Source organism: Pseudoalteromonas undina (assembly GCF_000238275.3).
Classification (GTDB): domain Bacteria; phylum Pseudomonadota; class Gammaproteobacteria; order Enterobacterales; family Alteromonadaceae; genus Pseudoalteromonas; species Pseudoalteromonas undina.
The window spans coordinates 1,327,822-1,347,982 of record NZ_AHCF03000003.1; the positions used below are offsets into that span (position 1 = coordinate 1,327,822).

Consider the following 20,161-nt stretch of genomic DNA (forward strand, 5'->3'; position numbering starts at 1 on the left):
ATCTTAAATAATTGCAATTATAAAGGTGCTTCTGCTTAAATATGGTTAATTATAATAACCGTCAAGAAGCACTATGATTTTTAAATTCTCATCTTCTAAAACACTTGTTGCAATCGCTGTTGCATCAAGTGTTATGTTAGCGGGTTGTACAGCAACCGCTACAACTTCTACTGACTCATCTATTCAAACAAATACCACCGTTGCTATTGTTGTTAACACGCCCGCAGATTTGGGCGATTCAAAAATTACCCTTGAACAAGCGATGGCTCACCCTGATTGGATTGGACGCCAACCGCAAAGCGCTTTTTGGAGTGCAGATTCAAGTACCATCATTTACGCGCGTAAGCAGCAAGGTAGTGAGCTAAGAGATTTATTCGCTCAAGCTGTAAACTCACAAACAGCAGAGCAAGTGGCACTAGAAAAATTACACAGTGTTGGTTCAAGTAAAGCTGTTTTTTCAAACGATAAATCACTTCAAGCTTATGTGTTTGAGGGTAATGTATTTATCAAAAACGTAAAATCAGGCGCAATTAAACAAATTACGCAAAGCTCTGCGACAGAGTCAAAACCACAATTTTTAAACGACGGTAACTTAGCGTATCGCCAAGGTAATATCTTTTTTAAAGTAGATTTAACCACAGGTTTAACCCGTGAAATTGCCAACTTAAAACTGTCTGATAAACCACAAGGCGTAAAAGAACCATCAACTTATATTGCCAAAGAGCAACATAAGCTGATTGATTACATTGCACTACAGCACAAAAATAAACAAGACAAGCATGCGCGTAAAGAGCAAGTAAAAGCTAATAACAGCTCAATTGCTAACACCCATTATTATTTAGGCGATGGCAACACGGTTGATGAAGCCGAGCTTTCTCCAAATGGCGATGCGTTAATTGTTGTAGTACAAGAAAAAAGCTCATGGCGTGGTGAAGGCGATATTATGCCTAATTACATCACTGATGATGCGACGATAGAGCCTAAAAAAGTTCGCCGTCGCGTAGCTGATTCTAAAGAGCAAACCTCAGAGCTTGTTTATATTAACCTTGCAGATCAAAGCCAAACCACATTAGGCTTTAATACCTTACCTGGTTTTGATGAAGATGTACTTGCTGAGGTTAAAAAAGAAAACTTCGCCCGTGAAGGTAAAACCTATAAATCTAAAAAACAACCTCGTGGTATAAACGTTATTTCAGATTGGGGTTGGAATCAATCACCGATCAGCTGGAACGATGATGGTAGCCAAGTAGCGATTATGCTTGAAGCATGGGATAACAAAGATCGTTGGTTAGCTACTGTAGATTTTGAAAATAACAAACTTGTCTCTCAACATCGACTACATGACGACGCATGGATTGCGTATGCGTTTAACGACTTTGGTTGGTTAAATGATTCCAATACTTTGTATTACTTATCAGAAGAGTCGGGCTATAGTCAACTTTATAAAAAGCCACTTGATGGTAAAGCCACTGCGCTTACCATGGGTAAATTTGAAGTATCTAATTTAACCCTTACTGATGACAATAGTGCTATTTACTATAAAGCGAATATTGAGCATCCAGGCCTTTATGAAATATACCGCGTTAACCCACAAACAGGTGATAGCGAGCAAGTAACAGACTTAAACGGCATGACGGATTACACTTTAAGCCCTGATCAGTCTAAGTTATTATTAAAGCACTCTAAAATTACCATGCCGACTGAACTTTATGTGGCTGAGGCTAAAGCAAACACAACGGCAACTCGTTTAACTAACACGGTATCTGACGCGTTCTTAGCTAAAAAACTAACGGCGCCTAAAATTGTTGCTGTACCTTCAAGCCATACAGAACAGCCAATATACGCCAAAGTTTATTACCCAGCGGATTACCAAGAAGGTGAAACAGGTAAAAACCGTAAAGCGGTTATTTTTAACCATGGTGCCGGTTACCTGCAAAATTCACACATGGGTTGGTCTGGTTACTTTCGCGAATTTATGTTCCATTCATTACTTGCCGATGAAGGTTACGTAGTGATGGATATGGATTACCGAGCATCAAAGGGGTATGGCCGAGATTGGCGTACTGCTATTTACCGCCAAATGGGAACACCTGAAACACAAGATTTAGCTGATGGCGTAAAATGGATGGCTGAAAATGCTAACGTTGATACTCAAGCGGTTGGTACTTACGGTGGTTCATACGGCGGATTTATGACCTTTATGGCGTTATTTACCGCGCCAGACTTGTTTCAATCAGGTGCTGCGCTTCGCCCTGTGACTGATTGGGCACATTATAATACAGGCTATACTTCTAACATTTTGAATCACCCAGATGTTGACCCAATTGCTTATGAGCGTAGTTCACCTATTTACTATGCAGAAGGGCTTAAAAAGCATTTATTAATAAATGCGCCGATGGTTGATGATAATGTATTTTTTCAAGATTCAATTCGTTTAGTACAGCGTTTGATAGAACTTGAGAAAGAAAACTTTGAAACAGCAATCTTTCCAGTAGAGCCGCATGGTTTTGTGCAGCCTTCGAGCTGGTTAGATGAATACCGTCGAATTTATAAGCTGTTTAAAGAAACACTATAAATAGCGGTAAGTTAATAAAAAAACGCCACAATGTGGCGTTTTTTTATTCTTTATTTTTGCTGATGAATTTAATAATTAAAGGAACGCCCAACAATGCGCCGCCAATCGCGCCAATTAAATGTGCATCAACAGCCACCGTTGAGTTTATCAATGCGCCTATATCAGCACTAGGGCCATTTATTTGTTCAGCGATTAGCTTTACCCACACACCAATAAACAACACATAACCCGATTTAAGTCCAACAGTGATATCTTTTATGGCTCCCCAAATGATCACGCCATGCAAAACTGCACTAAGCCCTGTGTAAATTGTAATTGTGGGGCAAAACCAAAAAACACCTAAGCCACACCAAATTGCCAATGTGGCAATATTAAAGCTATATCTGCTTGGGGATGTGTACTCACCATGCAATAACCAAATAAGCGCGATACCGGCACAATTCAGCCCTAAGTGCGCCCAATTGGCATGTACAAATTGGCTGGTAAACAAACGCCACAGTTGGCCTTGTTCAATCAGTTGACGATTAAATTCAAGTTCGTTGTTTATACCCAGCCATGCTAAGAAAGTACTTAATACAATTAAACATAAGGGAGGGAAAACATAGCGCGGCTGAAGAGGTAAATTAAGCATTTAGCGATCATTTTTATATTTATTTTTGCATATTGTGCCTGTTTAACTTTAAGATGCCAATTATCTTCCATGCAATTTAAGTTTATTAAGTGATTATGAATTTTAAGCTCAACTGTTTATTCGCACTGACTCTAAGTGCCTTGTCTTTTCCTTTGTTTGCACAAAACGCTAGCACAATTGAAACACGTGAACCTGAAGCGGCCACAGGTGTTGTACATAAGCAATTAGTGGCTGGCGATAAGTACATGGTAGCCGCCGCTAATCCGTATGCTTCACAAGCAGGTAAAGCCATTTTAGCGCAAGGCGGCAGTGCGGTTGATGCCGCTATTGCCACCCAATTAGTACTTACATTAGTTGAGCCGCAATCATCAGGTATTGGCGGTGGTACCTTTATGATGTATTACAATAAAGCTAATAATAAACTCACCAGCTTTGATGGCCGTGAAACCGCGCCGAGTAATGCCGATGAAAACCTGTTTTTAAATAAACACGGCAACGCAGTAAAATGGATTGAAGCGGTTGTAGGTGGGCGCTCTGTAGGCGTACCCGGTATTTTACATGCATTTGCCAGCGCTCATAAACAGTATGGCACCTTACCTTGGGCTAGCTTATTTAAACCTGCAATTACCCTTGCTGAGCAAGGGTTTGAAGTATCGCCTCGATTACATGGGTTACTGGTTAGGCAACTAAACCCAGGCGTAATGAGTATGCCGGTGATTAATGAGTATTTTTTCCCTAATGGCAAAGTAATTGAAGTAGGTAGTATTAAAAAAAATCAGCCATTAGCTAATTTATATAAAGACATTGCTTCAAAAGGGATAGATGCGTTTTACAAAGGCGATAACGCCAAAGCTATGGTAAAAGCAGTACAGCAGTCAAAAATTGCGCCTGGTAAATTATCTGAGCAAGATCTTGCTAATTACAGCAGTAAAGAGCGTGCACCCGTTTGTATAAAATACCGAGTTTATAATGTTTGCTCTATGGCGCCGCCAAGTAGTGGCGGTATCTCAGTACTACAAATTTTAGGCTTGCTTGAACACAAAAACATGGCAAACATTAAAGCCAATAGCGCAGAGGCAATTCATTACTTTAGCCAAGCGTCACGTATTGCGTTTGCCGATCGTAATAAATACATTGGCGATCCTGACTTTACCCAAGTACCTACTCAAGAGTTATTAAATAAAGACTATATTGCCACCCGCGCAAAATTAATTACTGAAAAAGATCAAAAAGCATTGCCAGGCAACCCTGTTGATCACTTAAGCTATGCAAATGATGATTCTTTTGAATTGCCCTCTACCTCGCATGTATCAATTGTGGATAGCAAAGGCAATGCTGTTTCAATGACCAGCTCTATTGAAATGGCGTTTGGCTCAACAGTGATGGTTAATGGTTATATTTTAAATAATCAGTTGACTGATTTTTCACTTTCGCCACGTAAAAATGGCAAATTAGTGGCCAATAGGGTCGAAGCGCATAAACGCCCGCGTAGCTCAATGTCACCGGTGATGGTATTTAACCAAGATGGCAGCTTACGTTTAGTGGTGGGCTCTCCTGGTGGGAGTCGTATTATTGATTATGTAGCGCAAGTGGTTATTGGTGTTCTAGATTGGGATTTAAACGCCCAACAAGCCATTAATCTACCGCGTACTACTAATCGTAATGATTATACTAGCCTTGAGAAAGGTACTGAGCTTGAAGCGCTTGTACCGGAGCTTGAAGAGCGCGGCCATGATGTACGTGTTATTGACCTAAACTCAGGCTTGCATGCGGTAGAGGTAAAAAACAACCGTTTGTATGGCGCTGCCGATCCGCGCAGAGAAGGGATGGCGTTATCTGATTTAAGTAATAATAAAGCCTCATTTAAATTTTAAACCATGTATAATAAACAGCAGGTTTGCTGCCTGCTGTTTTAAATGTAACAGATTAATAGTTAATAACTATTTGGTTGAAAATAGCATGTTAACTAACGTAAAAAAATTAGCAAACCTAAACATAATTGGCACTGTTGTAACCATTAAACAAAGCACGCACATTATTTAATGCGCGTTTAACGTTTTAAACCCACATCAGGCAGCTAACATATTCACCAAATATGAGTGGCTTTATACTAAAGTAGCGCTTGTATTTGTACATTTTCAATGGTCTGACAAGCTTAAATGTCATTGCAATTTAGCCTTTAACAATGATAATGGCAGATCATTATTTAAGATTCAGTAAAGCTTGGAAATATGACTACAAATACCGATCCAAATTATCTTTATATTCCTTATTCTGGCCCAGGCCTAATTGAAACCCCATTATTGAATAAAGGAAGTGCATTTAGCCAAAAAGAGCGTGAAAACTTTAATCTTGCTGGTTTACTTCCACCTCGTTACGAAACAATAGAAGAGCAAGTTGAGCGTTGTTACCAACAGTACTCAAGTTTTAATGACAACTTAAATAAGCACATTTATTTACGTGCCATTCAAGACAATAACGAAACGCTTTACTACCGTTTGGTACGCGATCATATTGAAGAAATGATGCCTATTATTTACACCCCAACGGTGGGTGATGCCTGTGAGAAGTTTTCTGATATTTATCGCAGTGCACGTGGTTTGTTTATTTCTTATGAAGATCGCTTTCAAATTGACGATATTTTACGTAATGCCACTAAAGGTAAAGTTAAAGTTATCGTGGTTACCGATGGCGAACGTATTTTAGGCTTGGGCGACCAAGGTATTGGCGGTATGGGTATTCCAATTGGTAAGCTCTCTTTATATACCGCCTGTGGTGGTATTAGCCCAGCGTACACATTACCGGTTATGCTTGATGTAGGCACGAATAACGAAAAACTATTAAACGACCCAATGTACATGGGTGCACGCCATAAGCGTATTGCGCAAGATGAATACGATGAGTTTTTAGATTTATTCATTAAAGCGGTTAAGCGTCGTTGGCCAAGCGTATTACTGCAATTTGAAGATTTTGCACAACCAAATGCTATGCCATTATTAAAGCGTTACCGCAATGAAATTTGTAGCTTTAATGATGACATTCAAGGCACTGCATCGGTTACTGTGGGTTCATTATTAGCAGCGTGTCGTGTTAAAGGTGCTAAACTTTCGACTCAAAAAGTTGTGTTTGTAGGCGCAGGATCTGCAGGCTGTGGTATTGCTGAACAAATTGTTAGCACTATGGTGGCCGAAGGTATCAGTGAAGCACAAGCTCGCAGCCAAGTATTTATGGTTGACCGTTTTGGTTTATTAACTGATGGCATGGAAGGCTTACGCGACTTCCAACAAATGTTAGCGCAACCAACGAGCTGCCTAGCCGATTGGACTTACAGCGGCGAATACGCGTCATTATTAGATGTAATGCACTGTGCAGAACCAGATATTTTAATTGGTGTATCAGGTCAACCGGGCTTATTCACTGAGCAAGTTATTCGCGCTATGCACGCAAACTGTGAAGCACCTATTATTTTCCCGTTAAGTAATCCATCTAAACAAGTAGAAGCTTACCCAGAAGATGTTATTAAATGGACTGATGGTAAAGCGATTGTAGCTACAGGTAGCCCATTTGAGCCTGTTGTTTATAACGGCGTTACTTACCCAATTCCTCAATGTAATAACAGCTACATTTTCCCAGGTATTGGCTTAGGTGTAATTGCTGCTAAAGCAACGCGTATTACCGATGCGATGCTAATAATGTCGAGTGAAATGTTGGCAGAGTCATCACCATTAGCTAATACGGGCAAAGGTAGCTTATTACCTGCGCTAACAGAAATTGAAACACTAAGTAAACGTATTGCATTTGCAGTCGCTAAAAAAGCAATTGAAGAGGGCGTTGCTCTTGAAATTTCAGATGATGCTCTGTGGGCAGCCATCGACAGAAACTACTGGTTACCGAAGTATCGTAACTACAAGCGTTGCAGCATTTAATGCTTCATTACTAAAAAACAGGCTTTTGCCTGTTTTTTTATGCTTGTTCATCGGCAATTAACCACATAAGGTGTTAACTAAGGCAATCAATTTAAAAGGATAGACCTATGAAAACACTTTCGATTTTAACGGCTGCTTTGCTAAGCACGTCAGCCTATGCAACTAATGCCCCTGAAGAGCCTCATATCTATGTAAAAGGTGAAGCATCGGTAACGACTATGCCAGATCATGTTTTATTAACAGTGGGTATTACGGAAATAGATAAAAACTTAATTGCCGCAAAAAAACAAACTGATACTACGATGGCCAGTGCAATTAGTTTAGTAAAAAAACTAGGCGTAGCTGATGCAGATATTAATGCTGGTCAAATCTCAATCTATCGTGATAATCAATATAACCGCGAAACAGGTAAGCAAGAGTTTACCGGGTTTAAAGTATCCAGAACGCTTACAATTAAACTCTCTGCGATTAATAAATACCCTGAGCTTTTACAAAGTTTAGTTAATAACGGTATTAATGAAATTAGACAGACGCAGTTTTTAGCGAGCAACTATGATGAGCTGCACAAAAAAGCACAAAAATTAGCTATTAAACAAGCTAAAGCAGCGGCAAAAGAGTTAACTGATGATTTTGATGTTGAATTGAAAGGCTTATATAGTGCGTCTTTAAGTCCGCTTGATATGCCATCAGTACCTTACATGCGCAGTGAAAAAGTAATGATGGCTGATGGTGCACCGAGTAACTATGTACCCGATGCATATCATGCTGGTGAAATTACAATAAGCGCATCAAGTTACGCAATTTATTATATTGATTAAGCTCTTATAGGTGGGTGGCGCTCAAATCGTGCCACCAACTGCTTTCCTTGTGACTCACTAATACGCACAATGGCATACAGCATATTACTAATCTCTTGACGATCGTATTCGTTAACTATGTGCTGATTAATATCATCAACAATAGCATTTAAATAATTAAACACACTGTTTCGTGCATCCACATTCTCATTAGCAATAAATAAAATATTTTTAAATGCTTCAATAACGTTAGTCATTACATAGGCATCGGCTTTTGCATAATTGCGTAAAGGGGTGAAGTTATCATGAAGTAGTTCATCAAAACTTGTTTCATGAAAGTACAACAATGGTTGCTCATCTTTTTCATAGCATGAATAATTTATTGCATTAATCTTTAGTCGTTCTATTAATAATATACTCAACATATCAATAGATTTAACGGCAGTACCCGGATCGTTTATTCCTGGGCTCATAGCTTTTACGGCAATTTCTGATATTTGTGTTAACCCATAGCGGTAATGGTCGCTAATGTATTCTTCTATATAAAAAATAAAGCAGTCTAAAATTTTCTCAATCAACTCTTCGTTCTCAGATATGCCCTTATTACACTTTAAAAACGGGTAACCTTTAACTGTAAAATAACCTTGCTTAACCGTAATAAACAGCTCAATATTTTCATCTGCTAGTAGGGCACATAATTTATTAGAATGAACCCCTTTGTAGTAACCCTCGGTTGTACTGTTTATTGAATGCCAGTTTGAAAACTCGGGAAAGTTATCCACGGGGTTTTCGTCTTGCATCTTGATAATGTCTTGAATTTCTTTTTTTGTTTGCCTAAACAAGCCATTTAATACGTTATCTACTTGTATTGCTTTTGAAATAGAATGAATAAAAAATACAAATAACCCTAAAGATATTAACCCAAAAACAAGCGCAAACAACACACCAAGAGCAGGAATAGCGGTATTACCATTATCGAGTTTGTTGATATTTATCAGCATTATTATTGAATAAATAATACTACCCAAATAAAAACCTAAAACCATTTGGTGTGATTTACGGGTAATGAGCCCAGGAACAACTCGAGGTGATAAGCTTGCACTGGCTGAATTTAATACCACCATCACCATAGAAAAACTAAATACTGTTAACGAAATAATGCTGCCAGCGAGGGTGCTTAAAATGGTACGTGCGTTTTCTGCGCTATCAACTAATATAAATGAAATTAGTGATTTAAGTTTCTCAATAGGGGCTAAGTACTCGACTGACATCGTCAGCACAGCAAAAAATAAAAAAGCAACAGATAATAAAGAGGGATAAAACCCAATACTGTTAATTATTTCGCGGTAGCTATTGGTTATTTTTGTTCTTAAATACATATTATCCTTACTTATTACGATACCAATCTATAAATCACTCTAGCATATTTGATACTAAAGTAAGTGATTTTACAGCTTAAGTTATGTGTTATTATTGCTTAAAAATTTAATGGAAAAATACTGTGATTATATCGAGTTATGCGGCTTTACTGGCACTATATTATATTTACCTGAGTATTAATGTTGTAAAAATACGCAAGGCTGAAGGCATTTCACTTGGTAATGGGAGCCATCCTGCGCTTGAACGTGCAACTCGAGCTCATGGGAATTTTATTGAGTATGTACCAATTAGCCTAATTTTACTTTTCTTATTAGAGTATCAAGGCTTAGCAAGTCATTATATGCATGCACTTGGGGGTTTGCTATTTATAAGCCGTGCACTTCATGGCTCAGCTATTAGTACTAACAATTTGAAAGCACGTGTATTAAGTATGATGATGACATTTGCTATTCTTTTTGTAAGTTCCTTAATTTTATTGTTAAGTCGATAAATAAAGATGCGATTCGCTATTGTTTTTATAAACTTATGTTTTGCCACTTCGTTGGTGTCATTTGTATGGGCAATAGAAAATGACAATAGCAATCAAAGTATTGATGGTTTAAATTATGTTTATCCTAAAACGATGCGAGTTGGTGAAGATGAAATTCTTTATCCGTTAGTTTTATTGAGAACGGCCTTACAATACAGCGGCGCAAAATATACATTAAAAGCATCGAGTATTTCTATGCCTCAAAGCCGCTCATTAAAACAAATTATACATAATGATGAAGTCAACGTTGCATGGACCATGACTTCACAGCAGCGAGAAAAAGAGCTATTGCCCGTAAGAGTGCCTATTTTTAAAGGTTTATACGGGTGGCGTTTACTTGTCACTACACAGAATAAACAAAAAAAATTATCAAGCTTAAAAAAAATTGATGACTTTAAAGGTATCCACTTTATTCAAGGTCACGACTGGCCAGATACTCAAGTTTTATTAGATAGTGGATTAACGGTATCAACATCAATTGAATACAGCTCATTATTTAATATGTTAATAAAAGGCAGAGGAGATGTATTTCCTCGATCGTTGCTTGAGGTTGAAACGGAGCTAAATACCTTTAAAGGTGATGCAAAACTTACAACTCTTCCTCAGTTAATACTGCAATACCCAAGTGCAATTTACTTCTTTTTTAGTAAAGATACGCCCGAGTTGGCCTATGCAGTTGAAAATGGCTTAGCGGTCATGCGTAAAAATGGCGAGTTTGACCGCTTATTTAATGCGTATCATCGCAGTGCCATTGAGCACGCAGATATTAAAAACAAGATTATTATTAGATTAGAAAACAAAAACTTACCCTTATTAACACCACTTGATAATACTTCACTTTGGTTTTCAGAAAAAGACATGTAAAACCCCATGAAACAAAAAATATTTATTATTGGCTTACCGCGAACCGGTACCACCAGTGTATGTAATGCATTTTTACATTTTGGTATACCAACTGCTCATACTGCATACACTACCGCCTGTTTTGATAATGCGGTCGCAATTGCAGACACCCCCATATTTAACGATTTTAAAGTATTAGATAAATACTATCCTGGCGCAAAATTTATATATTTAGAGCGAGAGCTTACTGCATGGATACCATCAATAAGACAGCTTTTACAACGAATGCACACTAATTTAACCCGTGCAGATGGTGGCTTTAACATTCATTTAAAGCGCTGTTATTTAAATACATTTAAAGACTTTTCACTAGAGAATATAAATAACGACCAGTATTTAACTGATTGTTATAACGTACACATTAATAATGCTAAGGCTTATTTTAGTAATCGAGAACAAGATTTTTTAGCGATAGATATAGCTAAACCTAACAGTTTTAGTCATCTTTGTGATTTTTTAAATATTACCTCTGAGTTAAATGGCTTTGAAAAAATGAATATGGGGGGTAAGGTCACCGCGTGGAATGATATAAAACATCCATTAAAAATTGAATCGACAGCGAAAGGGCGGATAGATAAACTTTTACCTTATGAGACACAAATTTAAACCGCGAGCAAAGATTTTTATTTTTAAATACGCTAAAATCCACGCATTATTTTATAAGTTGTATCCATATGTTTGAATTAAAATACCACACGCCATTTGAATGGACCGAAGTTGTTTTAGCCGACTTTGAAACTTTTTTACAAGACCACGCTGCTGCTGAAAAAAAAGCATCGGGCATGGCTATGTCTATGCTTTCACATTACCCTGATAAGCGTAAATTAGTTAAAGCTATGACTGATTTAGCCTTAGAAGAGTTAATTCATTTCAAGCAAGTGCTGAAATTACTCATTGAGCGTGATACTAATTTAGGTGACGATAAAAAAGACCCTTACATTAAACAAATTCGCGCACACTTTAGACATGGACGCGATGGGTTTTTAATGGATAGGCTACTCGTTGGCGGTGTAATTGAGGCGAGGGGACACGAACGTTTTTCTTTAGTTGCCGAAGCCTTACCAGAAGGAAAAGAAAAAGATTTTTATGTTGCGATAGCCAAGTCAGAAGAAAAACATAAAAACCTATTTGTTGAACTTGCTTACGAATACTTTGATAAACAAGAAGTTGATGAACGTTTAGAAGAGTTATTAATAATAGAAGCAGAAATTTGTAAAAATATACCATTTACTGCTGCTCTACATTAATACCTAACCACGGCATGTTGACATCAAGTTAGCATGCCAATATAAGTACTTCCCTCTATTGTTATGAAAAATATTGTTTAATAACGCATAACTAGATCAACTTAACTGCACTTAGTTAACACTGCCTAACAATAAACAGCTATTATCATTTTAATGTATAGCTTGCTTTAAGGACGTGAACCGATGCAACCAATTAATCATATTGCCGTGCTTACCTCTGGAGGTGATGCTCCAGGGATGAACACCGCTTTATTTGCCATCGTAAAAACCGCTCAACAACAAGGCATAAAAGTGTCAGGCGTTCGAAAAGGATATGAGGGTTTAATTGATAATGATTTAGTGACACTTGATTGCAAAAACCTGCAACAAAGTATGCACTTGGGCGGTACCGTTTTAAAAACCGCACGTAGTGAAAGGTTTAGAACTGAGACAGGCAGACAGCAAGCTTTAGCTACAATTGAACATAATAATATTGATGCATTAATTGTCATAGGTGGCGATGGCTCTTTTAGAGGCTGTTTATGGTTATCACACATAACCAATATCCCTTATATTGGTATTCCCGGCACCATAGATAACGATATTGCAGGCACAGACTACACCTTAGGATTTGATACGGCAGTAAACACATCAATGCAATGTATTGATAATATTAGAGATACAGCAGAATCTCATAATAGGGTGTTTGTTATTGAAGTTATGGGGCGTGATTCCGGATATATTGGCACTTATGCCGGTTTAACCTCTGGTGCCGATTCAGTATTGATCCCTGAAAATGACAAAGATATCGATGATTTATTGCTAAAGATTAGCGATTATCATAGCGAACACGCATTTATCGTGGTGGTATCTGAGGGGGATGAAAATGGTGTTGAATATGTATGTGAAAAAATAACTGCCGTAAATTCAAGTATAGATTTACGTGTAACTAAGCTAGGGCACTTACAGCGCGGCGGAAACCCATCGGCTGCGGATCGTATGCTAGCAATAAAATTAGGCGTACACAGTGTTAAGGCTTTATGTGCTGGAGAAAGCGCTAAAATGGTGGGTATTTTAAATAACACAGTTTCAAATACTTCTATGCAAGATGTTGTAAAACAACATGTTATAAATGAAGAGCTGCAAGGGCTGTTATCTATTTTTTGCCGCTAACGACTAATTAAATAGGAGTAATGAACAATGCGAGATAATAAAAATTATAAAATGACAATTATTAAAGGTATTACAATAAGTTTTTTATTAGCCGGTTCAACAGTCGTATTGGCCAAAGATGATTGTGCAGATTTAACGGGATGTGCGAAAAAAGCCTGTGAAGTTAACCTCGAGTTATTAGCTTCAAAACGCCAAGGTAATTCATACAAAGTTGCAGGTCTCAATAAAGCACTTAATAACATAAACGCATATTGTACCAATGATGGATTAAAAGCAGAGTTACAACAAAAAATAGATGATACAAATTCAGAAATTGAAGAATATAAAATCGATCTTAAAAAAGCTAAGCGCCAAGGTAAGCATGACAAAGTTGAAAAGTATCAGCAAAAGCTAAACGACGAAACTAAACAGCTTAAGCAATTAATTGATGAGCTAAATAGTTTGGTTGATTAAAATGTCATTACAGAGTTTTTATATTTAATAAAGTAGAGCATTTTATTGAATATAAATATTATGCGATAAAAGGGCTAAAATACCGTGTTTGTAAGTGACCTAATTGCCGACAGTTAGTTTGATTAAGTATATTTCTATCGCATTTAACATAATATAAATTATAGGTAGTAGTATTTAAGTGCATGTGCGGCGCTCTATTTTAATAACTTCAAGCTCACTAAGTCCAATACTAGACGGTATCGGACATTGGATGCATTTAAACGACTATTACGGTAATTCATAGTTATCACCTTGAGGTTCCTTAATGCTTGGCTTAATATTAAACCATAAGCCGTAAAAAATGTTGAAGTATTCATATGGAATTTGTACGCCCACTCGAACCTATTTTAATCATTGATGATGTTAAACAGATCCGTGCTGATTTAAGCCAAGTGTTAGCCGGCTTAGGTTTTGATGACATTATTGAGTGTGATAATTTTGATTGTGCTAAACCCTTACTTAGCGAAAAATCACCCAACGTTATATTTTTAGATGTTGATTTACCTGATTCTGAAAGCATCGAAATTTTAGAGTCGATCAATAACGAGCACCCACATGCTCATGTGGTTATGTGCTCAGGCCATAATAGTTTTGAGACCGTACAAAATACTTGGGAACTTGGCGCAAAAGAATTTATAGCCAAGCCTTTCAACGCGCAAAAAGTTGATGCCGTAATGAAACGTTTAGAACTGATAGATTAAAGGACATTATGCAGCACCTAGTTACCACTATTATTGATGACCTATCTACCGTTATATTTGGCAAGCAACAACAAATAAAATTAGCATTAACCTGTTTGTTTAGCGAAGGCCATTTACTAATTGAAGACTTACCAGGTATGGGTAAAACCACTTTATCGCATGCATTAGCTGCTGTTTTGGGTTTGTCGTATCAGCGTATTCAATTTACTAGCGATTTATTACCCGCTGATATTATTGGTACCAATATTTTTAATAATAAAGAACATAGTTTTTCATTTCATAAAGGCCCAATTTTTAGCCAAGTAGTACTTGCTGATGAAATAAATCGTGCGGGTCCTAAAACCCAAAGTGCGTTATTAGAAGCCATGGAAGAACAACAAGTGACCGTAGATGGAGAAAAGTACCCGCTCCCTACTCCGTTTTTTGTTATTGCTACTCAAAACCCTTTATATCAAGCAGGGACTTATCCGCTGCCAGAATCGCAATTAGATCGTTTTTTAATGCGTATAAGCTTAGGCTTTCCACCTAAAAACGCTGAAAAAAGATTACTATTAAACAATCAAAAGCGCGATTACTCCCAATTACCACAGCGAATTAACCAGCAACAACTTAAACAAATACAAGAATCTATAGCTAATATTACGCTAAGCGCTGCGGTTATTGATTATATAATTGAATTAGTGACTTACACACGTGAGGCTCAATCGTTAGCTGCTTCGCTTTCACCAAGAGCCAGTATGGCGCTGGCAAAATCTGCAAGGGCATGGGCCTATATTGAAGGTCGAGACTTTGTTCTACCTGAAGATGTACAAGCGGTATTTTCTAGTGTGTGCCAGCATCGATTAGGTTTGCATGGTGAGTCTGGCAAAAACCAAATTGCAGACATTTTAAAACATGTTTTAGTGCCCGTTTAGATCAATGGGTATTTTAAAATTAAAACGCCCTACTTTTATTCATGCTATAAAAAGTACAATTTTAACGACTTTATTAAAAAATAAGCACAAAAAAAATAGCATCACTTTAACGCATAATACTATTTATGTTTTGCCTTCCACACTGGGTGTATATTTTACGATTGTTGCACTATTAAATTTTGTAATGGGAATTAATTATCAAAATAATTTAATACTGTTTATGGCGTATTTAATGTTTGTGATTATTATTTTTGCCTTGTTGTTAGGTTATAGCAACGCTAAAGGCTTAACTGTCAGCTTTAAGAATACTATTGAGAGTTATGCGCCACAGCCACCTCAATTAGTGTGGCAAATAAAATCAAACGACACATGTCAGTCAATCACCTTAAGTTATCCCAATAATTTAGAACAAGACTGCTATATAGAGAGTGTTAAAGCCGATACCATACAATGTCAGTTACCATTGCCTTATTTAAAGCGCGGACGCTATTTACTAAAGCCAATAAAAATTGCTAGTAATTATCCATTTGGTTTGGTGAGTGTATGGAGCTATATTCAACCAGATCATACCGTTTATGTTTACCCTTCAATTATTAAAACACCAAATCAAAAACAATTAAGCCAAATGACTGCTAATGATGATGAAGGAGCTGAAAAACATCTAGGCGATGACGAATTTGAAAGTTTAATTACCCATTTGCCAGAAATGGGGTTGCAGCGAGTTTCGTGGAAACACTACGCAAAAACTCAGCAATTATTAGTAAAACAATTTAGTGATTTTAAATCTGCCGATACACAATTTGACTTTAATTTAATGACAGGCGATACCGAGCAACGCTTAGGGCAATTGTGTTACCTAGTATGCCAAGCGTTTGAAAGCGACATTAATTACTCGATGAAATTGCCCAATAAATCCATAGAAAATGGATCAGGTAAGCTTCATCTGCAACGCTGCTTACAAGCCTTAAGTAATGTAGGCGCTGATTATGAATGAGATAAAAAATCAACGCGTTATAAATTTTTCTCTGTCATTTATTTACTTAGGTTTAGTGAGCTTTTTTATAGAACACTTGCCCCTACCCTTTATTATTATGCTTAGCGTGTTATGTGGTTGGAATATTTATTTAACTCTTAAACACAAACAAAAGCCCAATGCGTGGCTGGCCAACGGACTCGCTGCAATAGCATTAATTATTATGCTCAGCAGTGTTGGCTTTAAAGATACCGTGGTGCTGTTTGTTGCCATGCTTTTGCTGTCATGCGTTTTTAAATTACTACAGGCAAAAACAAAGCAGCATTATCAATTGATCATCACCCTCACATTCTTCTCACTTTCAGCAGTGTATTTGTTTAGCCAAACTATTTTTACCACTTTAATTATTAGTACACTGTATATTTTAAATTTTGCTGTACTTGGGTTACTTGAATCTAGTCATAGTTTAAAACTGTCATCAAAACAAAGTGCTAAACTAATATTTCTGGCTTTTCCTTTGGCAGTTGTACTCTTAATATTTTTACCAAAACTTCCTGCATTTTGGCAATTCCCTGGCCCTAAAATGGCACAAACAGGCCTATCGGAACAAGTAGACCCATTTGATATTGCAAAGTTATCAAACTCCGATGAGTTGGTTTTTAGAGCGAAGTTTGATGATAACTCAGTCTCTACCCCTTATTATTGGCGCGCTATTGTACATGATGAATTTGACGGTAAAACTTGGAAAACATCTTCGTTTTTAAAACAAGCAATGATGTTACCAAGCCAAAATAGCAGCAATGGAAATACCACTCAATACTCAATAATTGCTGAGCCAGCAATGGCTGATTGGTTATATGGGCTTGGCTATGCCAGTAGTAACAATGAAAATGTAGTTTCCAATTCAGTGGGTTTACTGCGTAAAAAACAATATAAATCCAAAGTGTTACAATATTCTGTTAGTACTAAACCATTATCGACTAAGAAGCTTAATAGCGTAGAGCAGCTTTTTTATAAAACGCTTACTGTGAGTAATAATCAAAAAAGTTATCAACTTGCGCAACAGTTAAAAAACAGAAGTGCTAACGCTGATGAGCTTTTTAATAAACTGTTAGATTATTTTTCGCAAAATAGTTTCAGTTACACTCTTACGCCAACACCTATGCGCGGTGATGATACGCTTGATCAATTTATGTTTAATAATAAACGTGGCTTTTGTGGTCATTATGCCAGTGCAGCTGCCTTTATTTTTAGAAGTGCTGGCGTTCCAGCGCGGGTAGTAAGCGGATATTTAGGCGGAGAGCATAATCAAAACAATGACTATATTACCGTTCGTCAATACGATGCGCATGCTTGGGTTGAGGTATATACTAATGCAGGCTGGAGAATATTTGATGCAACAGCGGTTGTTGCGCCCGAACGATTAAATGGTTCTTTATCACAGAGTGCTGCATTAAATGATGAATTTAAAAATAATATTAATTTTGGTTTAGTTAGCTTAAGTAATTATGCTGCCATAAACTGGCTTCGCCTTGAATTAGAAAACCTCGATTATCAATGGTCTAGTTGGGTGCTGGGATTTGATAAAAATAAACAACAAGATTTATTAGCGTCCCTGTTTGGTATCACTTATGTTTGGTTAGTACCGCTTGGAGTTATTATTGTTTTAATTTTAAGTTTTAGTGCTTATTTTATTTATATGAACCGCCCCAAGGCAACAACCAAACAACCTCCGCTGGTAAAAGAGTATTATCAAATACTCAGTTGGGCTAATAAGCACACTATAAACTACCCTAAAAATGCTACGCCTATTCAAACATTACAACACATTAGTCAACAAGCCCCCTATGCAGAGCAACAAATAACCACCTTTTGTCACTTATTTGAGCAAGTGCGCTATGCAAGGCAACCATTTACCAAAGAACGTAAAAATCAGGCTAAAGATCTGATAAAATTAATTAAATCTATAAAACAGAGAAATCTATGAACGCAGTTATTATAGGCGTTATTTTAATGCTGGGACTCACTTTGGTCCGCGTAAATGTGATTGTTGCAATGACAATAAGTGCGCTTGTTGCCGGATTAACCGCAGGCATGGGCTTAAAAGAAAGTATTGATGCTTTTAATTCTGGCTTATCATCAGGCGCCGAAATTGCTTTAAGCTATGCGATGCTAGGTGCATTTGCCGTCGCTATCTCTAAGTCAGGCTTAACGCGTATTTTGGCTGCTAAGTTACTCGCTAAAGTAAATGCTCAAACAGGCTCTAGTGAAACCATATTAAGCTACTTTATTCTGTTTATTATTTTGATTTGTGCTATTTCTTCTCAAAACTTGGTGCCGGTGCATATCGCTTTTATTCCCATTTTGATCCCGCCGCTGCTTGTTGTGTTTAATAAACTGCGATTAGATAGACGTGCCATTGCTTGTATTTTAACCTTTGGTTTAGCCACCTCGTATATGGTGCTGCCGTATGGTTTTGGGGGTATTTATTTATACTCAATATTACATAAAAACCTAGTTGATAATGGCCTTGAGATTGTTAATACCAGTGTCCCTTTAGCAATGATAATTCCAGCTATTGGTATGTTTGTCGGCTTGTTGATTGCCCTATTTATTAGTTATCGAAAACGCCGTGAATACACAAGCACAGCATTAACTGTGCAAAGCCAACAAGCTGATGTTGAAAACCCAAAAAAGGTAATGCTAGTTGGTTTATTTGCCGTGCTTGCATCACTCATTGCTCAAAATGCCAGTGGCTCAATGATATTAGGTGGCCTAGTCGGGGTGGTTATATTTAGTGTATTTGGTGTTGTTAAGTGGGAAGAAAACGGCGACGTATTTAGTAAGGGTGTTGCCATGATGGCAATGATTGGTTTTATTATGATTTCAGCGCAAGGTTTTGCTGCGGTAATGAAAGAAACCGGACACGTTGCTAGCCTAGTCCATAGCAGCGCCGCCATTTTTGACGGTAATAAACCCATAGCAGCCGCAGTAATTTTATTGGTCGGCTTATTTATAACTATGGGCATTGGTAGTTCATTTTCAACTGTGCCAATAATTGCCACTTTATTTGTGCCTTTATGTTTAGAGCTAAACTTTTCTGTTATGGCAACCGCTGCGCTTGTTGGTACTGCAGGCGCATTAGGCGATGCTGGCTCCCCTGCCTCTGACTCTACGCTAGGGCCAACATCAGGACTTAATGCTGACGGACAACACGACCACATTTGGGATTCGGTTGTGCCAACCTTTATTCACTTTAATATTCCGTTATTGGTGTTTGGCTGGATAGCCGCTATGGTTTTATAATTATTTAAAGGCGTGCATTGCACGCCTTTTTATTAGTCTCATTTATTACTTTAATACGCCCTCCTCATTGAAAAACTAATACTTTTTATCTTATTCAATTGCTAAGTTGCCCATAAGATAAATATAGTATGATGTGTTCTTTGTGGTTAATAATATAAGCACAAATCATGGTGCTTATATTGTTTTTACTTTAGGTGTTATAACTCAAAACCATGCAGCATTTTGTCACACACGACAGGTGTTGGCCTGTGGTTATCATCAACAGCAACAAAGGTAAAGCTGCCTGTAATAGCTGAGTGCTTGTTATCTTTGTGCATAGTTTCTAGAAATATTTCAACATCCACTTTTAAACTGGTATTCCCCACATGCGATACCTTTGATATCAATTCAGCAAATGAACCAGCAGGAATAGCTTCTTTAAAATCGACTCTATCTGATGAAATAGTTACTAATGGTTTACGGCAAAAACGGGTGGCAGCTATAAAAGCAACTTCATCCATCCATGCTAATGCGTCACCACCAAATAGCGTATTATGATGGTTAGTACGCCCAGGAAATACGGCCTTAGTTACCGAAGTGGTCGAATCTTTTATACGTTGCGCAATAATGGCTTCGCGCTCTACTTGAGTCATAAT

At 37.5% G+C, this 20,161-nt stretch carries 18 protein-coding genes; 15 read left to right on the forward strand and 3 right to left on the reverse strand.

Annotation, left to right across the window (positions count from 1 at the left end; translation table 11 throughout):
• The first annotated feature begins 73 nt into the window (after positions 1 to 73).
• Positions 74 to 2,575: a S9 family peptidase gene (locus PUND_RS09830; protein ID WP_010390001.1), complete on the forward strand. Its 2,502-nt coding sequence runs from the start codon at positions 74 to 76 to the stop codon at positions 2,573 to 2,575.
• 43 nt (positions 2,576 to 2,618) lie between these two features.
• On the opposite strand, the gene rrtA is transcribed toward PUND_RS09830, so the two are convergent.
• Positions 2,619 to 3,206, reverse strand: coding sequence for a rhombosortase (gene rrtA, locus PUND_RS09835; RefSeq protein ID WP_010390000.1), 588 nt, complete (start codon positions 3,204 to 3,206; stop codon positions 2,619 to 2,621).
• Positions 3,207 to 3,301: 95 nt separating this feature from the next.
• Between rrtA and ggt the strand changes: the two genes are divergently transcribed.
• From ggt to PUND_RS09850, 3 genes are all read left to right on the forward strand, one after another.
• Positions 3,302 to 5,080, forward strand: coding sequence for a gamma-glutamyltransferase (gene ggt, locus PUND_RS09840; RefSeq protein WP_010389999.1), 1,779 nt, complete (start codon positions 3,302 to 3,304; stop codon positions 5,078 to 5,080).
• A 357-nt stretch (positions 5,081 to 5,437) separates the two neighbouring features.
• On the forward strand, positions 5,438 to 7,132 hold the full coding sequence (locus PUND_RS09845) for an NAD-dependent malic enzyme (protein WP_010389997.1): 1,695 nt from the start codon (positions 5,438 to 5,440) through the stop codon (positions 7,130 to 7,132).
• Positions 7,133 to 7,239: 107 nt separating this feature from the next.
• Positions 7,240 to 7,950, forward strand: a complete 711-nt coding sequence (locus PUND_RS09850) for an SIMPL domain-containing protein (RefSeq protein ID WP_010389996.1) — start codon at positions 7,240 to 7,242, stop codon at positions 7,948 to 7,950.
• Here PUND_RS09850 and PUND_RS09855 read toward each other — a convergent pair.
• Positions 7,947 to 9,308: a DUF2254 domain-containing protein gene (locus PUND_RS09855; protein ID WP_010389994.1), complete on the reverse strand. Its 1,362-nt coding sequence runs from the start codon at positions 9,306 to 9,308 to the stop codon at positions 7,947 to 7,949. The two genes, PUND_RS09850 and PUND_RS09855, sit on opposite strands and share 4 nt — an antisense overlap.
• 122 nt (positions 9,309 to 9,430) lie before the next feature.
• Between PUND_RS09855 and PUND_RS09860 the strand changes: the two genes are divergently transcribed.
• From PUND_RS09860 to PUND_RS09910, 11 genes are all read left to right on the forward strand, one after another.
• The gene (locus tag PUND_RS09860) at positions 9,431 to 9,799 is read left to right on the forward strand and encodes an MAPEG family protein (protein ID WP_010389993.1); all 369 of its coding nucleotides are present in this window, start codon (positions 9,431 to 9,433) and stop codon (positions 9,797 to 9,799) included.
• A 6-nt stretch (positions 9,800 to 9,805) separates the two neighbouring features.
• Positions 9,806 to 10,702 (forward strand): type 2 periplasmic-binding domain-containing protein, encoded by an 897-nt coding sequence (locus PUND_RS09865; protein WP_010389992.1) that lies wholly within the window; start codon positions 9,806 to 9,808, stop codon positions 10,700 to 10,702.
• A gap of 6 nt (positions 10,703 to 10,708) precedes the next feature.
• A complete protein-coding gene (locus PUND_RS09870; RefSeq protein ID WP_010389991.1) occupies positions 10,709 to 11,347 on the forward strand; it encodes a sulfotransferase in 639 nt (212 codons plus the stop codon).
• 68 nt (positions 11,348 to 11,415) lie between these two features.
• Positions 11,416 to 11,988, forward strand: coding sequence for a MiaE family protein (locus PUND_RS09875; protein WP_010389990.1), 573 nt, complete (start codon positions 11,416 to 11,418; stop codon positions 11,986 to 11,988).
• Between the two features lie 183 nt (positions 11,989 to 12,171).
• A complete protein-coding gene (locus PUND_RS09880) occupies positions 12,172 to 13,140 on the forward strand; it encodes an ATP-dependent 6-phosphofructokinase (RefSeq protein WP_010389988.1) in 969 nt (322 codons plus the stop codon).
• 27 nt (positions 13,141 to 13,167) lie between these two features.
• Positions 13,168 to 13,593: a DUF1090 domain-containing protein gene (locus PUND_RS09885; protein WP_010389985.1), complete on the forward strand. Its 426-nt coding sequence runs from the start codon at positions 13,168 to 13,170 to the stop codon at positions 13,591 to 13,593.
• A 356-nt stretch (positions 13,594 to 13,949) separates the two neighbouring features.
• The gene (locus tag PUND_RS09890; RefSeq protein ID WP_010389983.1) at positions 13,950 to 14,333 is read left to right on the forward strand and encodes a response regulator; all 384 of its coding nucleotides are present in this window, start codon (positions 13,950 to 13,952) and stop codon (positions 14,331 to 14,333) included.
• Between the two features lie 8 nt (positions 14,334 to 14,341).
• Positions 14,342 to 15,247, forward strand: coding sequence for an AAA family ATPase (locus tag PUND_RS09895; protein WP_010389982.1), 906 nt, complete (start codon positions 14,342 to 14,344; stop codon positions 15,245 to 15,247).
• Between the two features lie 4 nt (positions 15,248 to 15,251).
• Complete coding sequence (locus tag PUND_RS09900; RefSeq protein WP_010389981.1) at positions 15,252 to 16,241, forward strand: DUF58 domain-containing protein; 990 nt, start codon at positions 15,252 to 15,254, stop codon at positions 16,239 to 16,241.
• Complete coding sequence (locus PUND_RS09905; protein ID WP_010389980.1) at positions 16,234 to 18,207, forward strand: transglutaminase TgpA family protein; 1,974 nt, start codon at positions 16,234 to 16,236, stop codon at positions 18,205 to 18,207. Before PUND_RS09900 ends, PUND_RS09905 begins: the two co-directional genes overlap by 8 nt.
• Complete coding sequence (locus PUND_RS09910; protein ID WP_010389979.1) at positions 18,204 to 19,526, forward strand: Na+/H+ antiporter family protein; 1,323 nt, start codon at positions 18,204 to 18,206, stop codon at positions 19,524 to 19,526. The genes PUND_RS09905 and PUND_RS09910 overlap by 4 nt, the downstream gene beginning before the upstream one ends.
• A 197-nt stretch (positions 19,527 to 19,723) precedes the next feature.
• Here the strand turns inward: PUND_RS09910 and PUND_RS09915 are convergent, their stop codons facing one another.
• The gene (locus PUND_RS09915) at positions 19,724 to 20,158 is read right to left on the reverse strand and encodes an acyl-CoA thioesterase (RefSeq protein ID WP_008114650.1); all 435 of its coding nucleotides are present in this window, start codon (positions 20,156 to 20,158) and stop codon (positions 19,724 to 19,726) included.
• Positions 20,159 to 20,161: the final 3 nt, after the last annotated feature.

Coding starts and splice junctions, on each gene's coding strand:
- PUND_RS09830 (WP_010390001.1), top strand. CDS start 74: ATGATTTTTAAATTCTCATCTTCTAAAACACTTGTTGCAATCGCTGTT.
- rrtA (WP_010390000.1), bottom strand. CDS start 3,206: ATGCTTAATTTACCTCTTCAGCCGCGCTATGTTTTCCCTCCCTTATGT.
- ggt (WP_010389999.1), top strand. CDS start 3,302: ATGAATTTTAAGCTCAACTGTTTATTCGCACTGACTCTAAGTGCCTTG.
- PUND_RS09845 (WP_010389997.1), top strand. CDS start 5,438: ATGACTACAAATACCGATCCAAATTATCTTTATATTCCTTATTCTGGC.
- PUND_RS09850 (WP_010389996.1), top strand. CDS start 7,240: ATGAAAACACTTTCGATTTTAACGGCTGCTTTGCTAAGCACGTCAGCC.
- PUND_RS09855 (WP_010389994.1), bottom strand. CDS start 9,308: ATGTATTTAAGAACAAAAATAACCAATAGCTACCGCGAAATAATTAAC.
- PUND_RS09865 (WP_010389992.1), top strand. CDS start 9,806: ATGCGATTCGCTATTGTTTTTATAAACTTATGTTTTGCCACTTCGTTG.
- PUND_RS09870 (WP_010389991.1), top strand. CDS start 10,709: ATGAAACAAAAAATATTTATTATTGGCTTACCGCGAACCGGTACCACC.
- PUND_RS09875 (WP_010389990.1), top strand. CDS start 11,416: ATGTTTGAATTAAAATACCACACGCCATTTGAATGGACCGAAGTTGTT.
- PUND_RS09880 (WP_010389988.1), top strand. CDS start 12,172: ATGCAACCAATTAATCATATTGCCGTGCTTACCTCTGGAGGTGATGCT.
- PUND_RS09885 (WP_010389985.1), top strand. CDS start 13,168: ATGCGAGATAATAAAAATTATAAAATGACAATTATTAAAGGTATTACA.
- PUND_RS09890 (WP_010389983.1), top strand. CDS start 13,950: ATGGAATTTGTACGCCCACTCGAACCTATTTTAATCATTGATGATGTT.
- PUND_RS09895 (WP_010389982.1), top strand. CDS start 14,342: ATGCAGCACCTAGTTACCACTATTATTGATGACCTATCTACCGTTATA.
- PUND_RS09900 (WP_010389981.1), top strand. CDS start 15,252: ATGGGTATTTTAAAATTAAAACGCCCTACTTTTATTCATGCTATAAAA.
- PUND_RS09905 (WP_010389980.1), top strand. CDS start 16,234: ATGAATGAGATAAAAAATCAACGCGTTATAAATTTTTCTCTGTCATTT.
- PUND_RS09910 (WP_010389979.1), top strand. CDS start 18,204: ATGAACGCAGTTATTATAGGCGTTATTTTAATGCTGGGACTCACTTTG.
- PUND_RS09915 (WP_008114650.1), bottom strand. CDS start 20,158: ATGACTCAAGTAGAGCGCGAAGCCATTATTGCGCAACGTATAAAAGAT.